At 76.1% G+C, this 22,495-nt stretch carries 19 protein-coding genes; 7 read left to right on the top strand and 12 right to left on the bottom strand.

Features of this window, described 5'->3' with window-relative positions:
* Positions 1 to 55: 55 nt before the first annotated feature.
* Positions 56 to 2,488: a SpoIIE family protein phosphatase gene (locus NX801_RS04145; RefSeq protein ID WP_258785509.1), complete on the bottom strand. Its 2,433-nt coding sequence runs from the start codon at positions 2,486 to 2,488 to the stop codon at positions 56 to 58.
* Positions 2,489 to 2,768: 280 nt separating this feature from the next.
* On the opposite strand from NX801_RS04145, the gene NX801_RS04140 reads away from it, so the two are divergent.
* Positions 2,769 to 3,377 carry a DUF6328 family protein gene (locus NX801_RS04140; RefSeq protein WP_258785508.1) on the top strand — a complete coding sequence of 203 codons (609 nt, stop codon included), beginning with the start codon at positions 2,769 to 2,771 and terminating at the stop codon, positions 3,375 to 3,377.
* 302 nt (positions 3,378 to 3,679) lie between these two features.
* The gene (locus tag NX801_RS04135) at positions 3,680 to 4,456 is read left to right on the top strand and encodes a methyltransferase (RefSeq protein ID WP_258785507.1); all 777 of its coding nucleotides are present in this window, start codon (positions 3,680 to 3,682) and stop codon (positions 4,454 to 4,456) included.
* A gap of 54 nt (positions 4,457 to 4,510) precedes the next feature.
* Here the strand turns inward: NX801_RS04135 and NX801_RS04130 are convergent, their stop codons facing one another.
* Positions 4,511 to 4,942: a DoxX family protein gene (locus tag NX801_RS04130; protein ID WP_258785506.1), complete on the bottom strand. Its 432-nt coding sequence runs from the start codon at positions 4,940 to 4,942 to the stop codon at positions 4,511 to 4,513.
* A 282-nt stretch (positions 4,943 to 5,224) separates the two neighbouring features.
* Positions 5,225 to 5,872: a fasciclin domain-containing protein gene (locus NX801_RS04125; RefSeq protein WP_258785504.1), complete on the bottom strand. Its 648-nt coding sequence runs from the start codon at positions 5,870 to 5,872 to the stop codon at positions 5,225 to 5,227.
* A 491-nt stretch (positions 5,873 to 6,363) separates the two neighbouring features.
* Here NX801_RS04125 and NX801_RS04120 point away from each other — a divergent pair, with 491 nt between their 5' ends.
* A complete protein-coding gene (locus NX801_RS04120; protein WP_258785501.1) occupies positions 6,364 to 6,948 on the top strand; it encodes a sigma-70 family RNA polymerase sigma factor in 585 nt (194 codons plus the stop codon).
* The gene (locus NX801_RS04115) at positions 6,945 to 7,694 is read left to right on the top strand and encodes an anti-sigma factor (protein WP_258785500.1); all 750 of its coding nucleotides are present in this window, start codon (positions 6,945 to 6,947) and stop codon (positions 7,692 to 7,694) included. Before NX801_RS04120 ends, NX801_RS04115 begins: the two co-directional genes overlap by 4 nt.
* Before the next feature lie 205 nt (positions 7,695 to 7,899).
* Here NX801_RS04115 and NX801_RS04110 read toward each other — a convergent pair whose 3' ends face one another.
* The 3 genes from NX801_RS04110 to NX801_RS30685 all read right to left on the bottom strand — a co-directional run bounded on the left by NX801_RS04110 (position 7,900) and on the right by NX801_RS30685 (position 11,142).
* Positions 7,900 to 9,474 carry a molybdopterin-dependent oxidoreductase gene (locus NX801_RS04110; protein WP_258785499.1) on the bottom strand — a complete coding sequence of 525 codons (1,575 nt, stop codon included), beginning with the start codon at positions 9,472 to 9,474 and terminating at the stop codon, positions 7,900 to 7,902.
* A 118-nt stretch (positions 9,475 to 9,592) separates the two neighbouring features.
* A complete protein-coding gene (locus NX801_RS04105; protein WP_258785497.1) occupies positions 9,593 to 10,564 on the bottom strand; it encodes a glutathione S-transferase C-terminal domain-containing protein in 972 nt (323 codons plus the stop codon).
* 473 nt (positions 10,565 to 11,037) lie between these two features.
* Positions 11,038 to 11,142 (bottom strand): putative leader peptide, encoded by a 105-nt coding sequence (locus NX801_RS30685; protein ID WP_309505777.1) that lies wholly within the window; start codon positions 11,140 to 11,142, stop codon positions 11,038 to 11,040.
* A gap of 151 nt (positions 11,143 to 11,293) precedes the next feature.
* On the opposite strand from NX801_RS30685, the gene NX801_RS04100 reads away from it, so the two are divergent.
* From NX801_RS04100 to NX801_RS04090, 3 genes are all read left to right on the top strand, one after another.
* Positions 11,294 to 11,752, top strand: a complete 459-nt coding sequence (locus NX801_RS04100) for an RrF2 family transcriptional regulator (RefSeq protein ID WP_258785492.1) — start codon at positions 11,294 to 11,296, stop codon at positions 11,750 to 11,752.
* 308 nt (positions 11,753 to 12,060) lie between these two features.
* Positions 12,061 to 13,380, top strand: a complete 1,320-nt coding sequence (locus tag NX801_RS04095) for an acyl-CoA dehydrogenase family protein (protein WP_258785488.1) — start codon at positions 12,061 to 12,063, stop codon at positions 13,378 to 13,380.
* 130 nt (positions 13,381 to 13,510) lie between these two features.
* Complete coding sequence (locus NX801_RS04090; protein WP_258785487.1) at positions 13,511 to 13,879, top strand: glyoxalase superfamily protein; 369 nt, start codon at positions 13,511 to 13,513, stop codon at positions 13,877 to 13,879.
* A gap of 36 nt (positions 13,880 to 13,915) precedes the next feature.
* Here NX801_RS04090 and NX801_RS04085 read toward each other — a convergent pair whose 3' ends face one another.
* The 6 genes from NX801_RS04085 to NX801_RS30680 form a co-directional block, all read right to left on the bottom strand.
* Positions 13,916 to 16,240 (bottom strand): arylsulfatase, encoded by a 2,325-nt coding sequence (locus tag NX801_RS04085; protein ID WP_258785486.1) that lies wholly within the window; start codon positions 16,238 to 16,240, stop codon positions 13,916 to 13,918.
* A gap of 256 nt (positions 16,241 to 16,496) precedes the next feature.
* Positions 16,497 to 18,401 carry a dipeptide ABC transporter ATP-binding protein gene (locus NX801_RS04080; protein ID WP_258785483.1) on the bottom strand — a complete coding sequence of 635 codons (1,905 nt, stop codon included), beginning with the start codon at positions 18,399 to 18,401 and terminating at the stop codon, positions 16,497 to 16,499.
* A 109-nt stretch (positions 18,402 to 18,510) separates the two neighbouring features.
* Positions 18,511 to 19,422, bottom strand: coding sequence for an ABC transporter permease (locus NX801_RS04075; RefSeq protein ID WP_258785482.1), 912 nt, complete (start codon positions 19,420 to 19,422; stop codon positions 18,511 to 18,513).
* A 5-nt stretch (positions 19,423 to 19,427) separates the two neighbouring features.
* Positions 19,428 to 20,381: an ABC transporter permease gene (locus NX801_RS04070; RefSeq protein ID WP_258785481.1), complete on the bottom strand. Its 954-nt coding sequence runs from the start codon at positions 20,379 to 20,381 to the stop codon at positions 19,428 to 19,430.
* A gap of 1 nt (position 20,382) precedes the next feature.
* Complete coding sequence (locus tag NX801_RS04065) at positions 20,383 to 22,029, bottom strand: ABC transporter substrate-binding protein (protein WP_258785480.1); 1,647 nt, start codon at positions 22,027 to 22,029, stop codon at positions 20,383 to 20,385.
* Positions 22,030 to 22,423: 394 nt separating this feature from the next.
* Positions 22,424 to 22,495, bottom strand: coding sequence for a putative leader peptide (locus tag NX801_RS30680; protein WP_309505782.1), 72 nt, complete (start codon positions 22,493 to 22,495; stop codon positions 22,424 to 22,426).

Here is a 22,495-nt window from a genome sequence, read left to right as displayed (position 1 = left end):
GGGTGCGAGAGCCCAGGTCGGGCGGTCGGGCCGGGCCGCCGGGGCGAGCGGGCCGTCAAGCCCGGGGGCCGGGCGAGGAGCCGGAGGGGGTCCCGGCCGTCGGGCCGAGGAGCAGCAGGGCGGTGTCGTCCGTCCGGTCCTCGGAGGCGCGTCCATGACGCATCAACCGGTCCGCCAGGGCACCGAGGGTGGGTGCCCCGGCGCTCAGTACGGTGGCGAGCCCGGCCGTGGCGTCCTCGATGTCGGTGCCCGGCGTCTCCACCAGGCCGTCGCTGAAGAGGGCCAGCACGGAGCCGGGCGGCAGGGACACGTCCACCGCCTCGTAACGTGCCCGGGAGTCGATGCCCAGCAGCAGTCCGGGGGGCAGGGCGACCGTTCCGGTGGCGCCGCCGGGGTGGCGGAGCAGGGGCGGCAGATGGCCGGCCGTGGCGAGGCGGACCCGGTGGCGCTCCAGATCGACCTGGGCGTACAGACAGCTGGTGAAGAGGCCGGGGTTGAGGTCGGTGAGCAGCCGGTTGGTGCGGGCGAGTACATCGTCCGGGGCGGCCCCGGCGATGGCGTGGGCGCGGACCGCCGTCCGCACCTGTCCCATCAGGGCGGCGGCCGTGACGCTGTGCCCCTGTACGTCCCCGATGACGGCGGCGGCCGTGGTGGGGTCGAGGCGCACCAGGTCGTAGAAGTCGCCGCCGACGTCGATGCCCCGGGTCGCGGGCAGATAGCGGGCGGTGGCCCGGAGCCCCGGCAGCTCGGGCAGCGCCTGGGGCAGCAGGCTGGCCTGGAGGCTGCGGGCGAGTCCGCTCTTGGTGTCGTAGAGGTGGGCGCGGTCCAGGGCCTGGGCGGTCAGCCCGCCGAAGGCGATCAGCAGTGCCCGCTCGTCGTGGCCGAAGACATGGGGGCGGTCGTAGGCGAGGACGCAGCAGCCGATCGGCCGGCCCGCCGCCACCAGCGGCAGAAAGGCCCATGCCGCGTGGCCGTCGTCCTGGGGGGCGTCCGGGAAGACGCTCCGCAGTTCCCGGAGCGAGCCGTAGAAGGCGGGACGGACGGTGAGCACCGCGCGGCCCGCCGGGTTGTCCGGCGAGACCGGCACCGAGTCGAGCGGCTCCGCGCTCCCGGGGCCGTAGCCGTACTGACCGCGCAGCCGCAGCCGGCCCGCCTGAGCGGCGAACAGGGCGACGGCCCGGGCACCGAAGCTGGGCGTGATCTGGTCGACCACCAGCCGGATGACATCCGGCACGCTGAGCGCCTCGGTGAGCGTGGCGGCCAGGTGCGCCAGCTGGTACAGGACCCCGACCCGGGCCCGGGCCCCGGCCCCGGGGGCCGCCGCGCTGTCCGGGGCTCCACCGGCCGCGGAGGCCTCCGCGCTGTCCGGGGCGCCGCCGGTCCCGGAGGGCGTACCGGGAGCGGAGGGCGTCGCCGGGTCCGTACCACCGCCGGAGACCCCGCCGGTCCCGGAGACCCCGCCGGTCGCGGGTGCCGGGCCGGGCCCCGGGGCCGTACCACCGCCGGAGGCGGCAGCCACCCCGGAGCCCGTGCCGGTCGCGGGGGTCGCGGCGCCACCGTCCGGAACCGTTCCGGTCACGGGCGCCGTCCCGCTCGGGGGCGTTCCGGGGGCGGCCGCCGGGGCGGGGCCGGCCATGGCGGCGCGGGCGATCCGGACGCTGATGCCGCGCGCGTCCGGGAAGAGGTCGAAGGAGAGCCAGAGCCCGTCCGGCCGGCGGGTGGTGAACGAGGTGGGGCGGCGGCTCATCACCGCCGAGCGATAGCGATCCTCGAAGACGGGGTCGTCCAGCCAGGGCAGCACCTCCCAGGGCCGGTTTCCCAGCAGCGCCATGACCTCGCTGCCGACCAGCTCGGCACCGGCCGGGGTGAGAAAGGTGACCCGGCCGTCCAGATCCAGTGAGCAGCCGCCCTCCGGGAGCCGCTCGGCGTAGTCCACGGCGGCCTGCGCCTCGGCGTGGGTGACGCCCCGGCGGCGCGGCACCGGGACCACCCTCGGCTCGGCGGCGGGCAGGACGGGGCGGCCGCCCTCGTCGGCCCGGCGGAGTGCCGCGCCGACATGGCCGCAGGCCCGTTCGACGGCCCGGCGCCGTTCCGGCTCGATCTCCAGCGGGTGGGAGCCGGGCCAGAGCAGCAGCAGACCGCCCCAGGTGTGCCGGGCGCTGACCGCCGGGGCCGCCGCCAGGGCGAAGGCGTACGGCAGAGCGAGCCCGATGCGCGGATACCGGCGGGACAGTTCGCCCTGGGCACCGACCCAGACCAGCCGGCCCTCCCGGACCGCCTGCGCCAGCGGCCCCGAAGCGGCGGTCCCCACCCGGGCCCCGGGCAGGGCGACGCTGGTCGGCACCCCCGCCATGACCACGGCGGAGAGCACCCGGCCCGGCGGATCCAGGACATAGATCCCGCCGCCGTACGCGTCGGTCTCGCGCAGCGCCCGGGAGAGGAGCCGGTCCAGCGGATCCCGTTCCCCCGTCTCCTCGGGCCGGACCACGTCGCCACCGCCCTCCGGGCACGGCGCTCCCCGGACGGCCCGGGACCGGCCGGAACAGGCGCGGGCGACGGTCCCCGGGGCGCGCGCTCAGGGTGCGCGGCAGAACACATCATCTATGGACATTACGGTAAAAGTCGGACAGGCTGCACCCGAGGACTTCCGGCGGACCGCCCCCGCACCCGGCGGCGGAATGTGCTCGGTGACCCTCCGGTGAACGACCGCTCACGCGTGGTTCACCGGAAAGGGGGCATCCGGACACCCCGGACGCTGGAGGGACGCCATGACCATGACCGATCAGCCCGCCGGCCCTCCGGCCGGAACCCCGGAGCGGGAGGACCTTCCGGCGGCGGCCGGGGCCCGGCCCGCCGAGGACTGCCCCGGCACGTGCCCCACCTGCGGGACGGCGGACCCGACCGGCGAGCACGGGCCGCCGGAGACCGCCCGCGAACGGGTGAACCGCCGCTGGCACGAGATCCTCCAGGAGACCCGGGTCGCCCAGACCGGTGTGCAGATCCTCTTCGGATTCCTGCTCAGCGTCGCCTTCACCCCGCTCTTCCGGGACCTCGCCACCTTCGACCGGGTGGTCTATGTGCTCACCGTGGTGCTCGGCGCGGGCGCCACCGCCTCCCTCATCGCCCCGGTGTCGATCCACCGCTTCCTGTCCGGCCAGCGGCTGAAGGCCGAGGTGGTGGAGGCGGCCGGCCGGCTCATGATGACGGGCATGGTGCTGCTCGCCCTCACCATCGGCTGCACCCTGCTGCTCATCCTCCATGTGGTGCTGCCGAGCCTGCTCGCGGAGCTGATCGCCGGCGGTGTGATGCTCTGGTTCGCGCTCTGCTGGTACGTCCTGCCGCTCCGGCTCCGCCGCCGCGCCCGGAGGGACGCCTGAGCCCGCGCCCCGCCGGACCGGGAGGCCGCAGGGCCGGAAGGCCGCCGACCGGGAGGCCGCAGGACCGGAGGTCCGCCGGTCAGGAATGGCCCGGATGAACCTGGGCAGCAGCATCTTGTGCCCCGTGGGCGGCTTCCCCCCCGCCGCCGTGGGGTCACCGGCCCCGCCGCTTTCCCCCCGGTGGCGGGGCCGCCTCACGCACAGCACCATCGGGGTGTGTGCCGGGACGCACGGGGCACCGGAGAACTCCCGGGAACCGGGCCCGGAACGGTCCGGGGCCACCGGGGCCAGGGAGGTGCCGGATGACGACGGCCACACCGGAGGCCGTACCCCCGCTCGACCGGGTGGTGACCTTCCCCGGGGTGTACGCCCCGCAGTACGACACCCGGCTGCTCGCGGGCGCGCTGCGCCGGGAAGTCGAGGAAAGCCGGGAACGCCAAGAACGCCGGGACAGCAGGGAAGACCGGGAGAACGGCATGGCCGGCCGCACGGTGCTGGACATCGGCACCGGCAGCGGGGCCCTCGCCCTGTACGCCGCCCGGCTGGGCGCCACGGTGACGGCGGTCGACATCGCGCGCCGGGCGGTGCTGACCGCCCGGCTGAACGCCCTGCTGACCCGCCGCCGGATCACCGTGCGCCGGTGCGATCCCACCGGCTCGGGGCCCGGACCGCTCTCCCGCCCCCTCCGGTTCCCCCGGTACGACCTCGTGGTGAGCAACCCCCCGTACGTCCCCGCCCCGGCGGCCCGGACGCCGCGCCGGGGTGCCGCCCGCGCCTGGGACGCCGGCCCGGACGGGCGCGCGGTGGTGGACCGGATCTGCGCGGTGGCACCGGGGCTGCTCCGTCCAGGCGGAGTGCTGCTGATGGTCCACTCCGAGATGTGCGGACCCGAGCTGACCCTCGCCCGGCTCCGGGACGCCGGGCTGCGGGCCGGGGTGACCGACCGGGCCCGGGTGCCGTTCGGCCCGGTGCTCCGCTCCCGGCTGCACTGGCTGCGGTCCCGGGGGCTGCTGGCGGAGGAGGCGGACGGGGAGGAGCTGGTGGTGGTCCGGGCCGAGCGGCCGGTCGCGGCCGGCTGATCCACGCCCGGCGGGCACCCGGTCCGGCGCGAGCCTCCCCGGTGCGCCCGGGGGTCAGTCGTTCCCGGCGGTGCGCCCGGTGGCCCCGGCGGCGCGTCCGGCGTGCCGGGCCCAGAGAACGAGCGGGAGCTGCAGGGGCAGCCGGCCGTAGGCGAGCGCCCGGGCGCGGGCGGAACGGTGGCGCCAGTCGTGGGCCATCTTGACGTTGGCGGGGAACACCCCCACGAAGAACAGCTCGGCGGCACGGGCGCTGACCCGGCGGGTGCGCGGTGCCAGCAGGCCGGCCGCGAGCGCCAGTTCGGCCACACCGCTCGCCCGGGTCCACGCCCGCGGGCTGCCGGGCAGCGCCCGGGGCACCACGGCGTCGAACGGCCGGGGCACGGCGAAGTGGGCGGCACCCGCGGTGGCCAGCAGACCGGCGAGCAGCAGGGCGGAGCGCGCGGAAGGGGCGGCGGGGGCGGGACGAGCGGCGGGGGTGCGCGGCACGGAGACTCCTGGGGCGGGAGCGAAGGAACGTGGGGGACGGTCCGCGACGACCTCACTCGCGGGCGTTACTCGCGGGTAAGCATGGCCTCCCGCCACCCACCCCGTCCAGCCCGGTGGCCCCCGCACCGGACCACCCGGTGGCCCCCGTACCGCTCCGGCGGTCCCGGCACCGGCCCGCCCGGCCGCCGCCCCGGCCGGAACCGCCCCGGAGGCCGGAGGGGACGGCACGGCTTCCGGGGCGGCGGATCGGGCGGGCCGGGAACGGTGTGCCCGCCCGGCGGGTCACATCTTCGGCATCAGCACCGAGTCGACGATGTAGACGGTCGCGTTGGCGGTGGGTACATTGCCGCAGACCACATTGGCGGTGTCATTGACCTTGTACGACTCGCCGGAGCCCGAGGTGGTGAGGGTGCTCTTCTCCAGCGTCGGGTACGAGCCCTTCTCCAGCTGCTGCGGCGTCAGCTTCTGGCCCACCACGTGGTAGGTGAGAACCTTCGTCAGCATCGCCTTGTCATTGAGGACCTTGTCCAGATCCGCCTTCGGGATCTTGGCGAAGGCGTCATTGGTCGGCGCGAACACCGTGATGTTCTGGGCGTTGTTGAGGGTGTCGACCAGACCGGCCTTCTTGACCGCGGTGACCAGCGTGGAGAGGGCCGGGTTGTTGGAGGCGGCGGTGGCGACCGGGTCCTTGGCCATGCCGCCGAAGCTGCCCGCGCCCTCCTTGGGCACCGAGGAACAGGCGGGGCCGAACGGTCCGTCCATCTCCATGCCCCCGTCGGAGGAGGCCGGGGCGGAGGCGGCCGCCGAACTCGCCGGGGAGCCCTCGGCGGAGTCCTTCGAGTCGTCCGTCCCACAGGCCGTCAGGGCGAACGGCAGGGCGGCGGCGACCGCGGCGGCGGCGAGGGTGCGGCGCGAGCGGGTGGTGAACATGGTCTGCGTCTCCTTAGAGGAACGACCGGTGGCAGCGGATGCCACCGAGGGGTGAGGGACCTCCGGTCAGCGGGTGCGGTCCCCGCCGGTTCGAGGGGCCGAGGACCGCACCGCTGCCCTCACACCCCCCATTCGGACCGCCCCCCGGGGTGGATTGGTGGCGCGGAGAAAAAACTTCGGACGGGTCGCGTACGGCGGTCCCCGGCCGTTCCCGGTCCGGGCGGAACACGCCGGAACGCCCCGGAACCCGCCCCATAGTGCGGGATCATCGGGACCGTGCGGGAGTGCCCCGGACACACGGGCGGACCACGAACCCATCCGCGAGCCCGGCGGCTCCGAAGCACCGCCGAGGAAACACCCCGGGGCCTCCCCTCGGGCACCCACCGAGGGGCGGCCCGCCCCGTCATGTTCGAGGAGTGGTACATGCGCGACCCACGCGATCCGCACGCCGCCGCCGGTCCGGCGCGGCCCCCGCGCCCGGCGGGTGCGCCATGAGGGACCCGGTGCGGCTGGACGGCCCGGGCCGCGGCGGGCCCGATCTCCCCGAGGTGATGGCGCGGGTCGCGGACGGCGACCAGGACGCCTTCACCACCGTCTACGACGCGGTCTCCGGCCCGGTCTTCGGACTGGTCCTCAAGGTCCTGCGCGACCCGGCCCAGTCGGAGGAGGTGGCGCAGGAGGTGCTGGTCGAGGTCTGGCGCACCGCCGCCCGCTACCGCCCCGAGCTGGGCAGTGTGACGACCTGGGTGATGACCATGGCGCACCGCCGCGCGGTGGACCGGGTCCGCTCCGAGCAGGCCGCCGCCGAGCGGGAGCGGCGTACCGCCCGGCGCTCCCACACCCCGGCGTACGACCAGGTCAGCGAAGAGGTGACGGTCCGTCTGGAGAGCGAGCAGGTACGGCGCTGTCTGCGCACTCTCACCGAGCTCCAGCGGCAGGCGGTGACCCTGGCCTACTACCGGGGCTACACCTACCGGGAGGTGGCGGCCGCGCTGTCCGCGCCGCTCGGCACCGTCAAGACCAGGCTGCGGGACGGCCTGATCCGGCTGCGCGACTGCATGGGAGTGAGCGCATGAGCGACGAACACCTGCACGCGCCCACCGGGGCGTACGCGCTCGACGCGCTGCCCGACGACGAGCGCGCGGCCTTCGAGCGGCATCTCCGGGACTGCCCGGCCTGCGCCCAGGAGGTGCGGGAACTCACCGCCACCGCCGCCCGGTTGGGTCTCGCCGCGGCGGGGGCCCCACCGGCCGGGATGCGCGAACGGGTGCTGGCCGGGATCGGGACCGTACGCCAGCTCCCGCCCGAGGTGCCGGCGGATCCGGCGATCCCGGGGGCGCCGCAGGTCCGTGCCGCCCGCCGGCTGCCCCGGCTGGCGCTGGCCGCCTGCCTCGCCGCCGCGGCGGCCTTCGGCGGCATCGCGGTCTGGCAGCACCAGGTGGCCGACCGGGCCGAGGAGCGGGCCGACCGCTCGGTGGCCGAGGCGGCGGAGCTGGCGCGGGTGCTCGCCGCGCCCGACGCCCGCACCGCCAGCGGTGAGCTGAAGGACGGGGCGAGAGCCACCGTGGTGGTCTCCCGGTCCCGGAACCAGGCCGTCTTCGTGGCGTCGGGACTGCCGGAGCTGCCGAGCGGAAAGACGTACCAGCTCTGGTTCGCCGACGGTGGCACCATGCGCCCGGCCGGTCTGGTCGGTGCCGACGGGGCCCTGTTGATGCGGGGCGAGGTGGGGGCGGCGACCGGGATGGGGGTGACGGTGGAACCGGCCGGCGGCTCGGACCGGCCCACCTCCCCGCCCCTCGCGGTGATGGCGCTGCCCGCCTGAACCGCTGGGCCCGCCTCACCCCCGGGCCCGTCCCGGCCGGCACGGACCGGCCGGGACGGGCCCGGCGCGAGAACGGCGACGATCCGGCACGGCGAGGATCCGGCACGGCAGCGGAAGGTCCGGCGGTCCGGTGGGGGCACCGGGCCGCCGGACCTCCGGTACGGCGGGCGGACGCGGCCGGCGGTACCGGTCCGGCGGAGGCGGGTCACTCCACCGCCACCACCACCGAGTGCCACCCACTCGCCCCGTCGGGGACGGTCCGGGTGCGCCGCTCGGTCTGGGTCTCGCCGGTGCGGTCGGTGGCGCGCACGGTCAGGGTGTAACTGCCGGGGGTGGCTCGCCAGCGGTACGACCACTGGCGCCAGGTGTCGGTGGTGGCCTCGGCGGCCAGCTCGGCGGGGCGCCAGGGGCCGTCGTCGACCCGTACCTCCACCCGGTCGATCCCCCGGTGCTGGGCCCAGGCGACCCCCGCCACCACGACGGTCCCGGCCGCCGGACGGGCGAAGGGCTTGGGCGTGTCGATCCGGGCCTGGGTCTTCACCGGGGCCTTCCGGGCCCAGTCCCGCTTGACCCAGTACGGGTCGTAGGCGTCGAAGGTGGTCAGCTCGATGTCCTGGATCCACTTGCAGGCCGAGACATAGCCATAGAGGCCGGGCACCACCATCCGGACCGGGAAGCCGTGGTCGAAGGGGAGCGGTTCGCCGTTCATCCCGACCGCGAGCAGGGCGTCCCGGCCGTCCATCACGTCCTCGACGGGACTGCCGAGGGTCATGCCGTCCACCGAACGGGCGACCAGCTGATCGGCCGGGCCGCCCCGGGAGGGCGGCCGCACCCCGGCCTCCCGCAGCAGCCCGGCCAGCGGTACGCCGAGCCAGCGGGCGGTGCCCACATAGGGGCCGCCGACCTCGTTGGAGACACAGGTGAGGGTGATGTCCCGCTCGATCAGCTCCCGGTCGAGCAGGTCCTGGAAGGACAGGGTGAGCGGGGTGCGCACCCCCGCGCCGTGCAGGCGCAGCCGCCAGCGGGTGGCGTCCACCTTGGGCACCACCAGTGCCGTGTCCACCCGGTAGAAGTCCCGGTTCGGCGTGGTGAAGGGGCTGATGCCCGGCACCCGGAGCCGGGTGCCGGGCGGTACCGGGGCGGCGGCCGAGCGCGGCCGGGGCAGCACCACGGCGGCCCGGGAGGCCACCGCGTCCTCGGCCCCGGCGGCCCCGAGGGACCGGCCCAGGGCGCCCGCCCCGGCGGAGGCGGCGGCCGCCGCCGAGGCGGCGAGCAGAAAGCGCCGCCGGTCCCAGCCGGACGGGCGCCCGTCCGGCGCCTCGGGCGAGGCGGCCCGGGGCCACCACAGCAGCCACAGCAGCAGGGCGGCCCCGGCCACCGCGCCGGCCAGCGAGGGCAGCGCGTCGGTGAAGGACACCGAGTCGGGGCGCCCGGTGGCCGCCGCCGCGCCGACCACGCCGAAGAGCAGCACCCCCGCGGCCCCCGCCCGGCGGTGACGGGCCGCCAGCAGGCCGGTCAGGGCGGCGAGGAGCGCCAGTACCAGCAGGATGCCGAGTTGCAGGACCAGTTTGTCCTGGGTGCCGAAGGTGCGGATCGCCCAGTCCTTGACCGGCGCGGGGGTACGGTCGACGGCCGCCCCGCCCACCGCGACGATCGGCCCCGCCTCGGGGCGGACGGCGACGGACACCAGTTCGGCCGTCGCGAGGGCGGCACAGCCGGCGAGGAGTCCGCTCAGTGCGGCGGGCAGGGGGCGCACCCCGGGTTCACGGGTCGTGGTCACACCCCTGCTTCGACACCGGGCGCCCGCCGGATTGCCCGGCCGGGATCACCGGGCGGCCCCGGCCGGCACGACGGCGGGCCGGGGCGGCCCCGTGGAACCGGCACCGGTCCGCGCGGGCTCAGCCGGTGCGGTCGGTCCCGGCCGGGTGGGCGGCGGGGGACGGCAGGTCGCCGGGGCGGGACGGCAGGTGCACCGCCCAGTCCACGATCGGCACCGCCGCACCGGCCGCCTCCCGGCCCCGGCAGCGCGCGTGGTGACGGCGGGCCATGCCGTCCAGGTCCAGCAGGCCCCCGAAGGCGGGGTGCTCGGCGAGCCGGCGGGCGTACGCCCACAGGGCGGAGTGGCCGGCCAGCCGGTGCACGGCGGCGGCGTCCAGATGCAGCCGGTGCACCCGGTCCAGCTCCACCAGCGTCACCCAGAGTTCGACGTCGGCGGCGGTCACCGTCTCCCCCAGGGCGAAGGTCCGGTGCGCGAGCCGTTCCTCCAGCACGCCCAGGGCCCGGAAGAGCACCCCGAGCGGGGCGTCGTGGCCGGGGCCGGAGATGCCGAGCACCCCGGCACGCTGGGCGGCGGCCGCGATCCCGGCGCAGCGGCGGGCCAGGGCGGCGATCTCCCGGCGGGCGGGCGGCGGGCACAGCTCGGGGCCGTGCCCGCCGAACCGCAGGGCGAGGTCACGGGTGATGTCCGGGGTGTGGGTGCTGACGATCCGTCCGGTCCAGTCGTCGGCGAGGGCGGGCGCGGTCGCCGGTCCGGCGTACTGGTGGGCACCCGCCTCGTAGAGCGGGCGCAGGGCGGAGTAGCCGTTGCCGGGCAGGTCGGGGGTGGGCGGCAGGAGCCGGACGGGCAGTTCGTCCCCGAGGCCGAGGAGGGCATGGGTGACGGCGACGCGCAGTCCGTCGGGACAGGCGGTCGAGAGATGGAGCCGGTAGCGGCGCGGCACCGCGTAGTGCCCGCTGCGGGCGTCGGTCCCGATCCGCCCCCGGAAGGCGGGGGCACCGGCAGGACCGTCACCGGGGGTCCGGCCGGGAGAGAAGGGGGAGGTGCGGGGAGGGATGTGACCGGACACGGGGGCGGGGGTGCGGGCGGACATGACGACTCCCTGGGCAGAACCGGACGGGGCGGGCGGGGCGGGCCCGGTGACCGGTCCGGGACGGCCCGGACCGGCGGGACGAGCGGGCCCCGCTCTCGGAGCGGAGCGGAGACGGCGGTACGGGGTGGCCACCGGCCCCGGATCGGAGACGGCGGTACGGGGTGGTCACCGGCGCGGAACGGAGGCGGTGGCGGGGACGGCCGCCGCCCCCGGTACGGAGACAGCGGTACGGACAGCCGCCGGCCCCGGAAGGGAAACGGCGGTACGAGTGGCCGCCGGCCTGCCGGACGGAGACGGCGGCCGGGGGCGGGGCGGCGGTACGGCGGGCGGCCCGGCGCCGGGTGGCGCGGGCACGGTGCGCCGCGGCGGGCCCAGGCGTCGTCCGGGTCCGGGCGCGCCGGAGGTACCGGCACGGCGGACGGCGGGAAGGGGGGCGTACGACGGGCCGGCAGGACCGGGCCGGGGCCCGCGGGTTACTGGGCGCTGGAGACGCGCAGCAGGTCGATATGGCGACGGGAGGTCAGCAGCAGGGGTGGCGGAGCCGTCCGGCTCCTGGCCCCGCTCGCTCGCCGCACCATGGTCTCCGCCGTCCTCCCGGTCCGCGCCGGGCGCGCCGGGTCCGGGTGCGTCCCGGACCGCCTCTGCCCGAGTGTCGGATCGGTCTCCGGTGCCGTCAAGAGGGCGGGCACCGGCAGGACCGGCGCCGGCGGCGGCGGAGATAATGCGGCCATGCGCATCTCAGCCCGTGCCGACTACGCCGTACGAGCGGCCCTGCACCTGGCGACCGCCGAGGAGACGGGTCCGCTGAAGGCCGAGGCCATCGCGGACTCCCAGGCGATCTCGCACAAGTTCCTCGAAGGCATCCTCAACGATCTGCGCCGGGGCGGTCTGGTGCGCAGCCAGCGCGGCGGCAACGGCGGCTACTGGCTGGCCAGGCCGGCCGACGAGGTCACCGTCGCGGATGTCATCCGGGTCGTGGACGGGCCGCTGGTCTCGGTCCGGGGCGTGCGCCCGCCGGAGCTGTCGTACAGCGGTCCGGCCCAGTCGCTGCTGCCGCTGTGGATCGCGCTCCGGGCCAATGTCCGGCAGATCCTGGAGGGAGTGACGCTGGCCGATGTGGTCGCGGCCGAACTCCCTCACGAGGTGGCCGCTCTGACGGCCGATCCGGCCGCCTGGACCAATCCCTGAGACCAGTCCCTGAGACGCTCCCACCGCCGTCCTCCCAGGTGACGGGGGTGACCGTCCACTGGCTGAACACCCTCTTGGTGTAGGGCACATCGTCTGGCACTATCCCTACTGAATCAGTAGGGAAATGGGATCGCGGTGGATTCCGCCGCGTGGTGAGGTGACGGTCACGTGATGGCGACGACGCTCCTTCCGGCCCCGGACTCCGCCCTCGCGGCTCCGGTCCTTCCGGTGCCGGACCCGCTCCGCCCCGCCCCGGGCCCGCTGCCGGCCCCGGGGGCCGCTCGTCCGCCGCTCGCGACGGGGCGGCGATGAGCCGGGCCGTGCCGGGGCGGCGGACGGCCGGGACCGCGCCCGTACCGGCCCTTCCGTCCGGCGACGGCCCCGAGTGGTGGCCGCGGGTCGCCCGGGAGGTCGCGGACGACCTCGCGGTGGACGCGGCGGCCCGCGACCGAGCCGGCAAGCCGCCGTTCGACGAGGCGGCCCGGCTCCGGGAGGCCGGCCTCCCGGCCCTGCTCGCCCCGCCGGAGGCGACCGCCGCGCCCGGGGGCGCTCCCCGGTCTCCCGCCGGCGGGCGGGAGACCGACTGGCCGGCCGCCTGTGCGGTCGTCCGGGAGCTCGCCACGGCGGACAGCTCGATCGGCGAGATCCTCGCCCACCACTACGCGCTCTTCCGCAGTGCCCGGTTCTTCGGGGCGGCGGAGACCGCCGAGCGCTTCGAGCGGGAGGCCGCCCGGGAGGGGTGGCTGCTGGCCGGCGGGGTCTTCCCGCCCGAGGGCCGTACGGACGACGCGATCGCCGCCCGGCGGGTGGCCGGCGGACATGTGCTCACCGGCTCCCGGGCCTTCGCCACCGGCGTCGCGGTGGCCGACCGGCTGGTGGTCGGGGTGCGCCCCTCCCCCGGCCCGGCGGACTTACTGGCCGTCCTGGTGGACCCGGCAGCGCCCGGTGTGCTCGTCCAGCCGGCGGGCGACCGGCCGGGGCAGCGGCTCTCCGGCGCCGGTACCGTCGCCTTCGAGGACGTCCTCGTACCGGCGGACGCCGTACTCGGCACCGTACCGCCCGAGGAGTACCCCGGTACGGCACTGGCGGCGCTGGCACCGCTCGCGCTGCGGCTGATCCTGGCCCAGGTGACGCTGGGCACCGCCGAGGGGGCACTGGCCGAGGCGCGGGACAGCAGCCGGGCGGCCTGGGCGGGCGGGGCGGGCCCCGGGGGCTCCGGCGGGTTCGCCGGGCGGGACTCCACCGATGCCACGGACCCGTATCTGCTGCTGGCCTACGGCGAGTTGTCGGCCGCCGCGCTCTCCGCGGCGGCCGTGCTGGAGCGGGCCACGCTGGCCCTGGGCCGGGGCATGGCGGCGGCCGGGGCCCTCGGGGCCGACGAGCGCGCCGACATCGCCGTCCTCGTCGCCGTGGCCGAGGCGGTGACCGGCGAGGTGGCCGTACGCCTCACCTCCCGGCTGCTGGAGCTCACCGACGCCGCCGAGGCCCCGGACGAGGGCCCCGGCCTCGACCGGTTCTGGCGCAACGCCCGGATGCTGACCGCCCGGAACTCGCCCGCCCACCGGCTGCGGGACATCGGCGACCACTACCTCAGCGGCACCCGGCTGCGCCTCACCTCGTACGCCTGACGGCCCCGGTGCCGCCGGGTGGGGGCGAACGGCCCCCGGGACGGGGCCGTCAGAATGGGGCCATGACGAAGCCGACGCGAACGAGGCGCCCCCGGCACGGCGGTTGAGAACGGCACCGGGCGAGGACCCGGTGCCCGGAACCGGCGGTGTCCGGGAGACGGCGGGCCCGGGCGAGGAGGCCGTTCCGGTCCTGCGGGTGGCGGACGCCGGGGCGGCGGCGCGGTGGTACGCCCGGCTGGGCTTCGTCCCGCAGTGGGAACACCGCTACGAGCCCGGTTTCCCGGCCTTCGCGGAGGTGGCGCGCGGCCGGGTGAAGCTGTTCCTCTCCGAGCACACCGGCGACGCCCGGCCGGACGGCCTGGTGTATCTGCGGGTCACCGATCTCGCCGCTGTGGCACGGGAGTTCGGCGTCCGGCCGGAGAAGCAGCCGTGGGGCCCCGAGCTGGAGCTGCGCGACCCGGACGGCAACCGGCTGCGGATCGTCACCACCGGCGGCTGACGGCGGACGGGCCGGGCGCCCGCCGGGCCGCCGGGGTCATTCGTAGGCGGCGGCCGCCTCCCGGAGCGCGGCGGTGATCACGGCGGGGGCGTCCGGGCCCGGCTCGCCCGGGGTGTAGCCGACCACGTGGAGGGCGCCGGTGTACCGGAACGTGCCATGGCGTTCGTACACCGGCCAGGAGACCGGCGACTTGCGGTCGACACCGATGCTGATGCCCTGGAACGGGGCCATTCCGATGAGTTGGTGGACACTCGGCGGGGCCGCCCGCCGTTCGCCGTCCACGGAGACGGTGAACCGCCAGCGCAGACCGGCCTCGGCCGTGGCCGTCAGCTCCACGGCGCGGGTGCCGGCGGGCAGCGGTCCGGCGTCCGTGGTGTGCAGCCGGCCGTACTCGTTGTACGCGAACCACAGCCGGCCGTTCTCGGCGTAGAGGCTGTAGCCGCCGCCCTGGTCGCCGTGCGAGACCAGCACGCCCCGGTCGGCCGCGCGATGGCAGGCGAACTCCACGGTGAGGGCGAAGGAGCGGAAGGCGATCAGCCGGGAGGAGCGGTAGCGCTCCAGCTCCGGGGTGCCCGGCAGCAGGGTGAGCGGCCGGACGAGACGGTCCTCGGCCGGGCCCCGGCGGGCCAGGGCGCCGCTCGGGTCGGGCAGCGGGAAGACCCCGTCCCGCCAGGCCGCCCGCTCCCACGCCTGAGAGAGTTCCTTGACCAGCTCCGGGCGGTCGGCGGCCAGGTCGTGGCGTTCGGTGGGGTCGGCGCGGATGTCGTAGAGCGCCCACTCGGAGTCGTCGTAGGGCGTCCCGGGCCGGTGCAGGGTGACGAGCTTGTGGCCGTCGCGGTAGTAGCTGCGGTTGCCGGTCATCTCGCAGTACTGCTCGGGATGGGTACTCACCGCCGCCCGGTCGGCCAGCACCGGGACGAAGCTGACGCCGTCCTCCTCCTGCACCGGCCGCCCGGCGCGTTCGGCGGGGCGGCGCACTCCGGTCAGTTCCAGCAGGGTGGGGGCGAGATCGGTGACGTACTGGTACTGGGTGCGCACCCCGTCGTCGTCCGGGGCGCGGTGCAGACCGGCGGGCCAGGAGAGCACGAAGGGCACCCGTACCCCGCCGGCGTAGGTGTGCCGTTTGTAGAGCCGGAACGGGGTGTTGGAGGCCATCGCCCAGCCGCGCGGGTAGTGCACGGTGCTGCGCGGGCCGCCGATCAGCTCCGGGTCGCGGTCCACGTCCGCCACCCAGTCGCCGGGCAGCCGCGGATGGTGGGCGAAGCGGCTGAAGTAGCTGCGGGTGCCCTCCGCGCCGCCCTCGCCGCTGCCGCCGTTGTCGGAGGTGAACACGACGACGGTGTTGTCGAGTTCACCGAGCGCCTCCAGGGTGCCCAGGAGCCGGCCGAGGTTCTGGTCGATGTTGTCGACCATGGCCGCGTACACCTCCATGTAGCGCGCGTGGAGCCGCCGTTGGTCCGGGGGCAGCTCGTCCCAGGGACCGACGTCCTCGCCCTCCTCCTGGTTGCGGGGCGGGAGCCCGGTGTCCGCCGGGAAGAAGCCGTCGGCCAGCTGGCGGGCGAACCGCCGCTCGCGCAGCTCGTCCCAGCCCCCGTCGTACCGGCCGCGCTGCCGGGCGAGGTCCTCCGGCCGGGCCTGGAGCGGGGCGTGCACGGCGTTGTGGGCGAGGTAGAGGAAGAAGGGCTTGTCCGCGTCGTGGGCGCGGAGCGACTTCACCATGGCGATGGCCTGGTCGGTGATGTCGTCGGTGTAATAGTAGCCGTCGGGCAGTTCGTCGATGTCCAGCGGGCTGTTGTCGCGGACCAGTTGGTGCGGGTGGAAGAGGCTGGTGAGCCCCTCCAGGACGCCGTAGTACTGGTCGAAGCCCTTCTGGAGCGGCCAGTTGCGGCGGTTGTCGGCGGCGTTGGAGGAGGAGTCGCGGGCGAGGTGCCACTTGCCGACCGCGTAGGTGGCGTAGCCGGCGTCGTGCAGGGTCTGGGCGAGGGTGGGGATGTCGTCGGCGATCTCCATGCCGTAGCCGGGGAAGCCGGGGTCACTGTTGGCGACCGTGGCGTATCCCACCCGGTGCGGGTTGAGGCCGGTGAGCAGTGCGGCCCGGGCGGGCGAACAGAGCGGCATGGTGTGGTAGTTGGTGAGCCGGACGCCTCGCTCGGCCAGCCGGTCCAGGACCGGCGTGCCGATCTCCGAGCCGAACGGGCCGATGTCGCTGTAGCCCATGTCGTCCACCAGGACGACGACCACATTGGGCGCGCCGGCCGGCGGGCGTACCGGTTCGGGCCAGGCGGGGCGGGACTCCGCGAAGGTGCGGCGGATGTGTCCGGCGAAGCCCGCGTAGGGGTCGCGGCGGTGCGGGGTGCCCACGGGAGCGCCGGGAGCGCCGGGCGGGGTGGCACCGGGGGGTTCGGTGGGCCGGGCGGGACCGGCCGCACCGGCCGACGGCGTTCGCGGTGGCGGCCCTTGGGTCAACGGCGCCCCGGCCGGTGGCACTTCAGTGGACGGCGCTTCGGTGGGCAGTGCTTCGGTGGGCGGTGCTTCGGTCATCGGTGGTTCGGTCCTCCGGTCGGACGGCGGGCGGGCAAGACGGGGTGGCGGGCCGGGGCGGGCAGGCTGCCCGGTGTCACGCGGAGACCGCGCGGGACGCGGACCCGGCGGGGGCGGTGGCGGCGGGCGGTGCCCCGGTACCGGCTCCGGAGGACGGATGTACCCCCGGTACGGGGGAGAGCGCGGCGGCGAGCAGGGCGCGGGTGTACGGGTGGCGGGGCCGCTCGCACACCTCGTCGGCCGGTCCGCTCTCCACGATGCGGCCCTGGCGCATCACCGCGATGCGGTGGCTGACCTGGCGCACCACGGCCAGGTCGTGGGCGATGAAGACCAGCGCCAGGCCCAGCTCGCGCTGGAGGTCGGTGAGCAGGCCGGTGATCTGGGCCTGTACCGAGACGTCCAGCGCCGAGACGGGTTCGTCGCAGATCAGGACGGAGGGCCCGGGCGCGAGGGCGCGGGCGATACCGACGCGCTGCCGCTGGCCGCCGGAGAGCGAGCGGGGCAGCCGGTGCGCGGTCGCCGGGTCCAGCCCCACCTGCCGCAGGAGTCCGGTGACCCGGTGGTCCCGGGCCGCGCGGTCCCCGAGGCCGAAGGCGATGAGCGGCTCGGCCACGATCTCGCCCACGGTGAGACGCGGGTTGAGCGAGGCGTACGGGTCCTGGAAGACCATCTGCACCTCCCGCCGCGCGGTGTGCCGGTGACGCCGGGCCGGGCGGGTGATGTCCTCGCCGCGCAGCCGGAGGATCCCGCCGTCGGCCGGGTGGGCGTGGGCGAGCACCCGGGCCAGGGTGGACTTCCCGGAGCCGGATTCGCCCACGACGCCGAGGGTCTCGCCGGCGGCGAGGGTGAGGGAGACACCGTCCAGCGCGGTGCGCGGGTGTTTCCGCCCGGCGCGCCCGCGCCTCCGGTAGACCTTGCGCAGGTCCTCGGCGGTGAGCACCACCGGGCCCGGCGCCGGCCGCGCGGCGGGCCCGGGCGGTGGCGGTGTCCACGGCGGCGCGGTGCGGTCCTTCGCGGGCGGGCAGGCGGCGCGTACGCCTCCGGGAAGGGCGAGGAGCGGCGGTGCGGCGGTGCGGCAGGAGTCCTCGGCGGCCGGGCAGCGGGCGGCGAAGGCGCACCCCTCCCCCAGCAGGGCGAGGTCGGGCGGGGCCCCGGGGATGCCGGTGAGCCGGGTGCCGGAGGGGGCGGAGAGCCGGGGCACGGCGGCGAGCAGCCCGGCGGTGTAGGGGTGCGCCGGCCGGGTGAGCACCTCGGCGGTGGGCCCGTCCTCGACGACGGAACCGCCGTACATCACCAGCACCCGGGCGCAGGAGCGGGCGACCACGCCCATGTTGTGGGTGATGACGACCAGGGCGGTGCCGGTGTGCCGGTTGAGGTCGTCGAGCAGGGTGAGGATCTGGTCCTGGACGGTGGCGTCCAGGGCGGTGGTGGGTTCGTCGGCGAGCAGCACGTCCGGTTCGGCGGCGAGAGCCAGGGCGATGAGGACGCGCTGCCGCTGACCGCCGGAGAACTGGTGCGGGTGGTCGTCCAGCCGGCGGCGCGGGTCGGGTATGCCGACGAGGGCGAGGAGTTCGGCGGCCCGGGCGGTGCGGGCGGCCCGGCCGCCGTGTCCGTGCGCGCGCAGGACCTCCGTGAGGTGCTGCCCGGCGGTGAGGAAGGGGTTGAGGGCGGTCATCGGGTCCTGGAAGACCATGCCGATCCGGGCGCCGCGCACGGTGCGCAGAAGGGGCTCCCCGGCGCCGGCGAGATCCCGGCCGTCGAGCAGGACCCGACCGGCGGTGATCCGTCCGGTGCCGGGGAGCATGCCGGTGAGGGCGAGGGCGGTGGTCGACTTCCCGGAGCCGGACTCCCCGACGACGGCGAGGGTCTCGCCCCGGCGGAGGGTGAAGGAGACGTCCCGGACGGCGCGTACGGCGGCGCCGTCCGGGGCGGTGAACTCCACGGTCAGGCCCCGGACGTCGAGCAGGGGCGGCGGTGTCATCGGGGCGTCTCCCGGTGGGTGGTGGCGGTGGCGCCGGAACTCCGGCCTGGCGCGCCGGGGCTCCGGCCGGGCGGCGGGAGCGGCGTGTCTCCCGGTGGGGCGGGGGGTGTCATCGGCGGGTCTCCCGGTTGAGGGCGTCCGCGAGCAGGGAGAGACCGAGGACGAGCAGGGTGACGGCGGTCAGCGGCCCGGCAGCCAGGTGCGGGGACCGGTCGAGATAGGGCATGGCCTGGCCGAGCACATTGCCGAGGGTGGGCTCGGGCGGCCGTACGCCGACTCCGAGGAAGCTCATGGCGCCCTCCAGGAACACCGCGACGGTGAGCGAGACGGCGAACTGGACGACGAGCGGGTCGGCGGCGTTGGGCAGTACGTGCCGGGTGAGCAACCGGGCCGGTGAGGTGCCGCCGACCCGGGCCGCCGTGACGTACTCGCGGCCGCGCTGCACCAGGATGCCGGCGCGCAACTGCCGTCCGAAGACCGGGATCTCGGCGAGCGCGACGACCAGGATCACGGGCAGCCGGCCGGGTCCGAGGACGGCGGTGACGGCCAGGGCGAGGATCAGCCCGGGGAAGGCGAGGACCAGGTCGAAGGCGCGCTGGACGGCGGTGTCGGCGGCCGGGTGGACGGCGGCGAGCAGGGCGCAGAGGCAGCCGAGGGCGGCCCCGAGCGGAACGGCGACCGCGATCACACCCAGATCGGCGCGGATGCCGTACAGCACCCGGCTGAGCAGGTCGCGGCCGAGGTCGTCGGTGCCGAGCGGATGGCCGGGCGCGCCGGGGGCCAGCAGACCCTGGCCGCTCTGACCGGTGGGATCGTGCCCGGTGAGCAGGGGCGCCAGCACTCCGGCGAGGACCACCAGGCAGGTCAGGGCGAGGCCGGCGGCACCGCGCGGGGTGCTGAGGGCGGCGCGGTACGGGGAGCGGCGCCGGCCGGCGGCCGGGCGGGGAGCCGGGGCCGAGGCGGCGGCGGGACCGGGGGTGGAGGCGGAGGTGTCGACGGGGGTGCCGGCGGAAGCGGTCATGGGGGTCACTCCCCCCGGATGCGGGGGTCGAGCCAGGCGTAGGCGAGGTCGGTGAGCAGTTGCACCAGGACGAAGACGGCGACCAGCAGGAGCAGCAGGTCCTGGACGACCGGGTAGTCCCGGCGGGTGAGGGCCTGTTCGGCGAGCTGCCCGAGCCCGGGCCAGGCGAAGATGGCCTCCACCAGGACGGCTCCGCCGAGCAGATGACCGGTCTGCATGCCGAGCAGGGTGACCACGGGCGGCAGGGCGCCGGGCAGCACATGGCGCCGGAGCAGCCGCCCGGGGGCGATCCCGGCGGCGACGGCGGTGCGCACATGGTCCTCGGTCAGGGCGCGTTCGATGCCGTCCCCCAGGTAGCGGCCGAGGACGGCGGCGCTCGGCAGGGCGAGGCAGAGGGCGGGCAGCAGCAGATACTGGACGCCGAGGTCGGGGGCGTCCAGCAGCGCCACCCGGCCGCCGGGCGGCAGCACGCCCAGGGTGACGGAGAACAGCAGCACCAGCAGCACCCCGGTGACGAACGGCGGGACCGAGAGCGCCCCGGTGGTGAACGCCCGCACGGCGGCGCGGACCCAGCCGCGCCGCGCGGTGGCGCCCAGGATGCCCAGGGCGCCGCCGAGGAGCACGGTCAGCAGCAGTGCGCCCAGGGTCAGTTCGGCGGTGGCGCCGAGACCGTCCCCGATCAGGTCGGCCACCTCGCCGCCGACGACGTACGAGGGACCGAGGTCACCGGTGACCAGGGAGCCCAGCCAGGCGGCGTACTGGGCGGGCGGCGAGCCGTCCAGGCCGAGCCGTTCCCGGAGGGCGGCGACGGTCTCGGGGCTCGCGTCCGGCCCGGCGAGGGTGACGGCCGGGTCGCCGGGGACCAGCCGCAGGATGGCGAAGATCAGGACGGAGGCGAGCAGCAGCACCAGGAGCGCGGAGGGCAGCCGGCCGAGAAGGTAGGAGCGGTAGGAGCGCATCTCACACCAACCGGGCGTCGTCGAGGTTGAGATAGGAGAACTTGTTGAGGGTGACGCCGCGTACCCGGGTACTCGCCACCTGTACCTGGCCCCGCACGGCGAGGTCGATGATGAACGCCTCGTCGAGCAGGATCCGCGAGATCCGCGCGTAGCGGGCGCGGGCGGCGGCGGTGCCGTCGTCGGTGCTCGTCCATGCCTCGCGGACGATCCGGGTGTACTCGGGCGAGCGGAAGTGGGAGGTGTTCTTCGCCTCGTTGAAGGGATAGGCGCTGACGGCGAGGGTGGCGGGGTGCACCTGGGCGAAGCCGTGGCTCATGGTCCACAGGGCCGGCATGGACTGGGCGATGAGCCGTTTCTGGGCGGTGGCCGGGTCGGTGGGTTCCAGGGTGACCCGGACGCCGGCCTGCCGGAGGTCGTACTGGATCGACTCGGCGATGGAGGTGTCGCCGGGGGTGCTGAGGTGCAGCAGTGGCAGATCGAGGCCGCCGAGCCCGGCGGACTTCAGCAGCGCGCGGGCCCTGCCCGGGTCACGGGTGTAGTGGGTGCGGTCGGCCTCGGAGTACGCGGGCGAGGACGTGGGCCAGGGGGTGGCGGAGGCCAGCCCGTGGCCGCCGAGCGACTGCCGGAGCAGCCGGTCGCGGTCGACGGCCCGGGCGAGGGCCTGCCGGACGGTCCGGTCGTCCAGCGGCCGCACCGTGGTGTTGACCCCGAGGTAGTACGCGCCCGCCCCGGTGGCGTAGTCGGTGACCGTCAGTCCGGGGGCGTTCTCCACCAGGGCGAGGCTCTTGCCGGGGACGTTGAAGGAGAGGTGGCTCTGGCCGGTGCGCAGCGCGGAGACCAGGGCGTCGGCCTGGCCGACCACCCGGAGTTCGACCGCGTCGAGGTAGGGGCGTCCCGGCTTCCAGTACCGGTCGTACCGGGTCAGGCTCAGACCGGTCCCGGGACTCCACCGGGAGAGTGTGAAGGGGCCGGTGCCATTGAGTTTCCGGCCGGTCACGGCGTCCTCGACGGTCTCCCGATCCGCGATGATCATGAACTCGAAGAGATCGAAGAGGTTGGCCACCGGGTGTGCCAGTCTCAGGGTGAGCGCGTGGTCGCCGTGTTTCTCGAAGCCGGTGACGGCGGCGGCGGTCGCCCGCAACTGGGCGGCGCGCACCGGGTTCTGGAGGTTCCGCACCGCGAAGATCACATCGTCGGCGGTGAACGGCCGGCCGTCGTGGTAGGTCACCCCCTGGCGCAGGGTCAGCCGGATGCTCCGGCCGTCCTTGGCGTAGCTCCAGGCGGTGGCCAGCTCGGGCTGCGGTCGCAGCCGGTCGTCGTAGCGGGTGAGGGTGTTGTAGAGCAGCCGGTGCTGGTACGACTGCGCGCTCTGGGCGAACAGCAGCGCCGGGGTGAAGTCGGCGTTGACGGCGACCCGCAGGGTGCCGCCGCGTGCGGTGCCGCCGGCCGCGGCGGCGGGGCGTTCGGCCTCGGCGACCGCCGAGCGGCAGCCCGTGAGACCGAGCCCCAGGAACAGGGCGCCGGCGCCCGCGGCACGCAGGGTGGCGCGGCGGGCGGGGCCGGCCGACGCGGCGGCGGGCGCGGCGGAGGTCTCGGCGGACGAGGACAGGTACGGGGACGGGGGTGGGAACGAGTGCGGGTCGGTCATCGGAAGCCTGTCTGTGGCGGGCGGGTGTGGAGCGCGAGAGGTGGGAGGGCCGGGGGTGTACGGGGCCGGGCGGGCGGCTCGGGCGGTCGGCGGAGGTGCCGTCGCCTCGGGGGCTCGGCACAAGCGGCTGGGGAGCGCCCCGGAGACGGCGCGGCACGAGCCCCTGGACACGGCGGGGGGTCGACGACCCGCGCTTATTACTTCCGCTGCGGCAGAAATACCCGCCGGAGCCGGCCCCACCGGACGGACAGGGGGCGGTGGGGCGCGCTCAGCCTCCGGCCGTCCAGAACGGCGGTCTCACCGGGGAAGCGGCCTCCGCGCCCGGCCGGTCACCTTCCGGAACGGACGGTGGGCGGAACTGCCGGGCACGGAACGGCGGGAGGAGAAGAGGGAATCAGTGGCGGACGGCACAGACCGCACTGGCCTGCCGACAGAGGTCGACGTGCCTGCGGGAGACGAGGCGCAT

The sequence above is a fragment of the Streptomyces pyxinae genome, from assembly GCF_024756275.1.
GTDB lineage: Bacteria > Actinomycetota > Actinomycetes > Streptomycetales > Streptomycetaceae > Streptomyces > Streptomyces pyxinae.
The sequence above is the reverse complement of the archived record's forward strand: the minus strand, read 5'-3'. Positions and strand labels throughout refer to the sequence as shown.

Coding starts and splice junctions, on each gene's coding strand:
- NX801_RS04135 (WP_258785507.1), top strand. CDS start 3,680: ATGACGACGGCCACACCGGAGGCCGTACCCCCGCTCGACCGGGTGGTG.
- NX801_RS04095 (WP_258785488.1), top strand. CDS start 12,061: ATGAGCCGGGCCGTGCCGGGGCGGCGGACGGCCGGGACCGCGCCCGTA.
- NX801_RS04070 (WP_258785481.1), bottom strand. CDS start 20,381: ATGCGCTCCTACCGCTCCTACCTTCTCGGCCGGCTGCCCTCCGCGCTC.
- NX801_RS30685 (WP_309505777.1), bottom strand. CDS start 11,142: ATGGTGCGGCGAGCGAGCGGGGCCAGGAGCCGGACGGCTCCGCCACCC.
- NX801_RS04125 (WP_258785504.1), bottom strand. CDS start 5,872: ATGTTCACCACCCGCTCGCGCCGCACCCTCGCCGCCGCCGCGGTCGCC.
- NX801_RS04115 (WP_258785500.1), top strand. CDS start 6,945: ATGAGCGACGAACACCTGCACGCGCCCACCGGGGCGTACGCGCTCGAC.
- NX801_RS04075 (WP_258785482.1), bottom strand. CDS start 19,422: ATGACCGCTTCCGCCGGCACCCCCGTCGACACCTCCGCCTCCACCCCC.
- NX801_RS04105 (WP_258785497.1), bottom strand. CDS start 10,564: ATGTCCGCCCGCACCCCCGCCCCCGTGTCCGGTCACATCCCTCCCCGC.
- NX801_RS04065 (WP_258785480.1), bottom strand. CDS start 22,029: ATGACCGACCCGCACTCGTTCCCACCCCCGTCCCCGTACCTGTCCTCG.
- NX801_RS04120 (WP_258785501.1), top strand. CDS start 6,364: ATGAGGGACCCGGTGCGGCTGGACGGCCCGGGCCGCGGCGGGCCCGAT.
- NX801_RS04100 (WP_258785492.1), top strand. CDS start 11,294: ATGCGCATCTCAGCCCGTGCCGACTACGCCGTACGAGCGGCCCTGCAC.
- NX801_RS04140 (WP_258785508.1), top strand. CDS start 2,769: ATGACCATGACCGATCAGCCCGCCGGCCCTCCGGCCGGAACCCCGGAG.
- NX801_RS04080 (WP_258785483.1), bottom strand. CDS start 18,401: ATGACACCGCCGCCCCTGCTCGACGTCCGGGGCCTGACCGTGGAGTTC.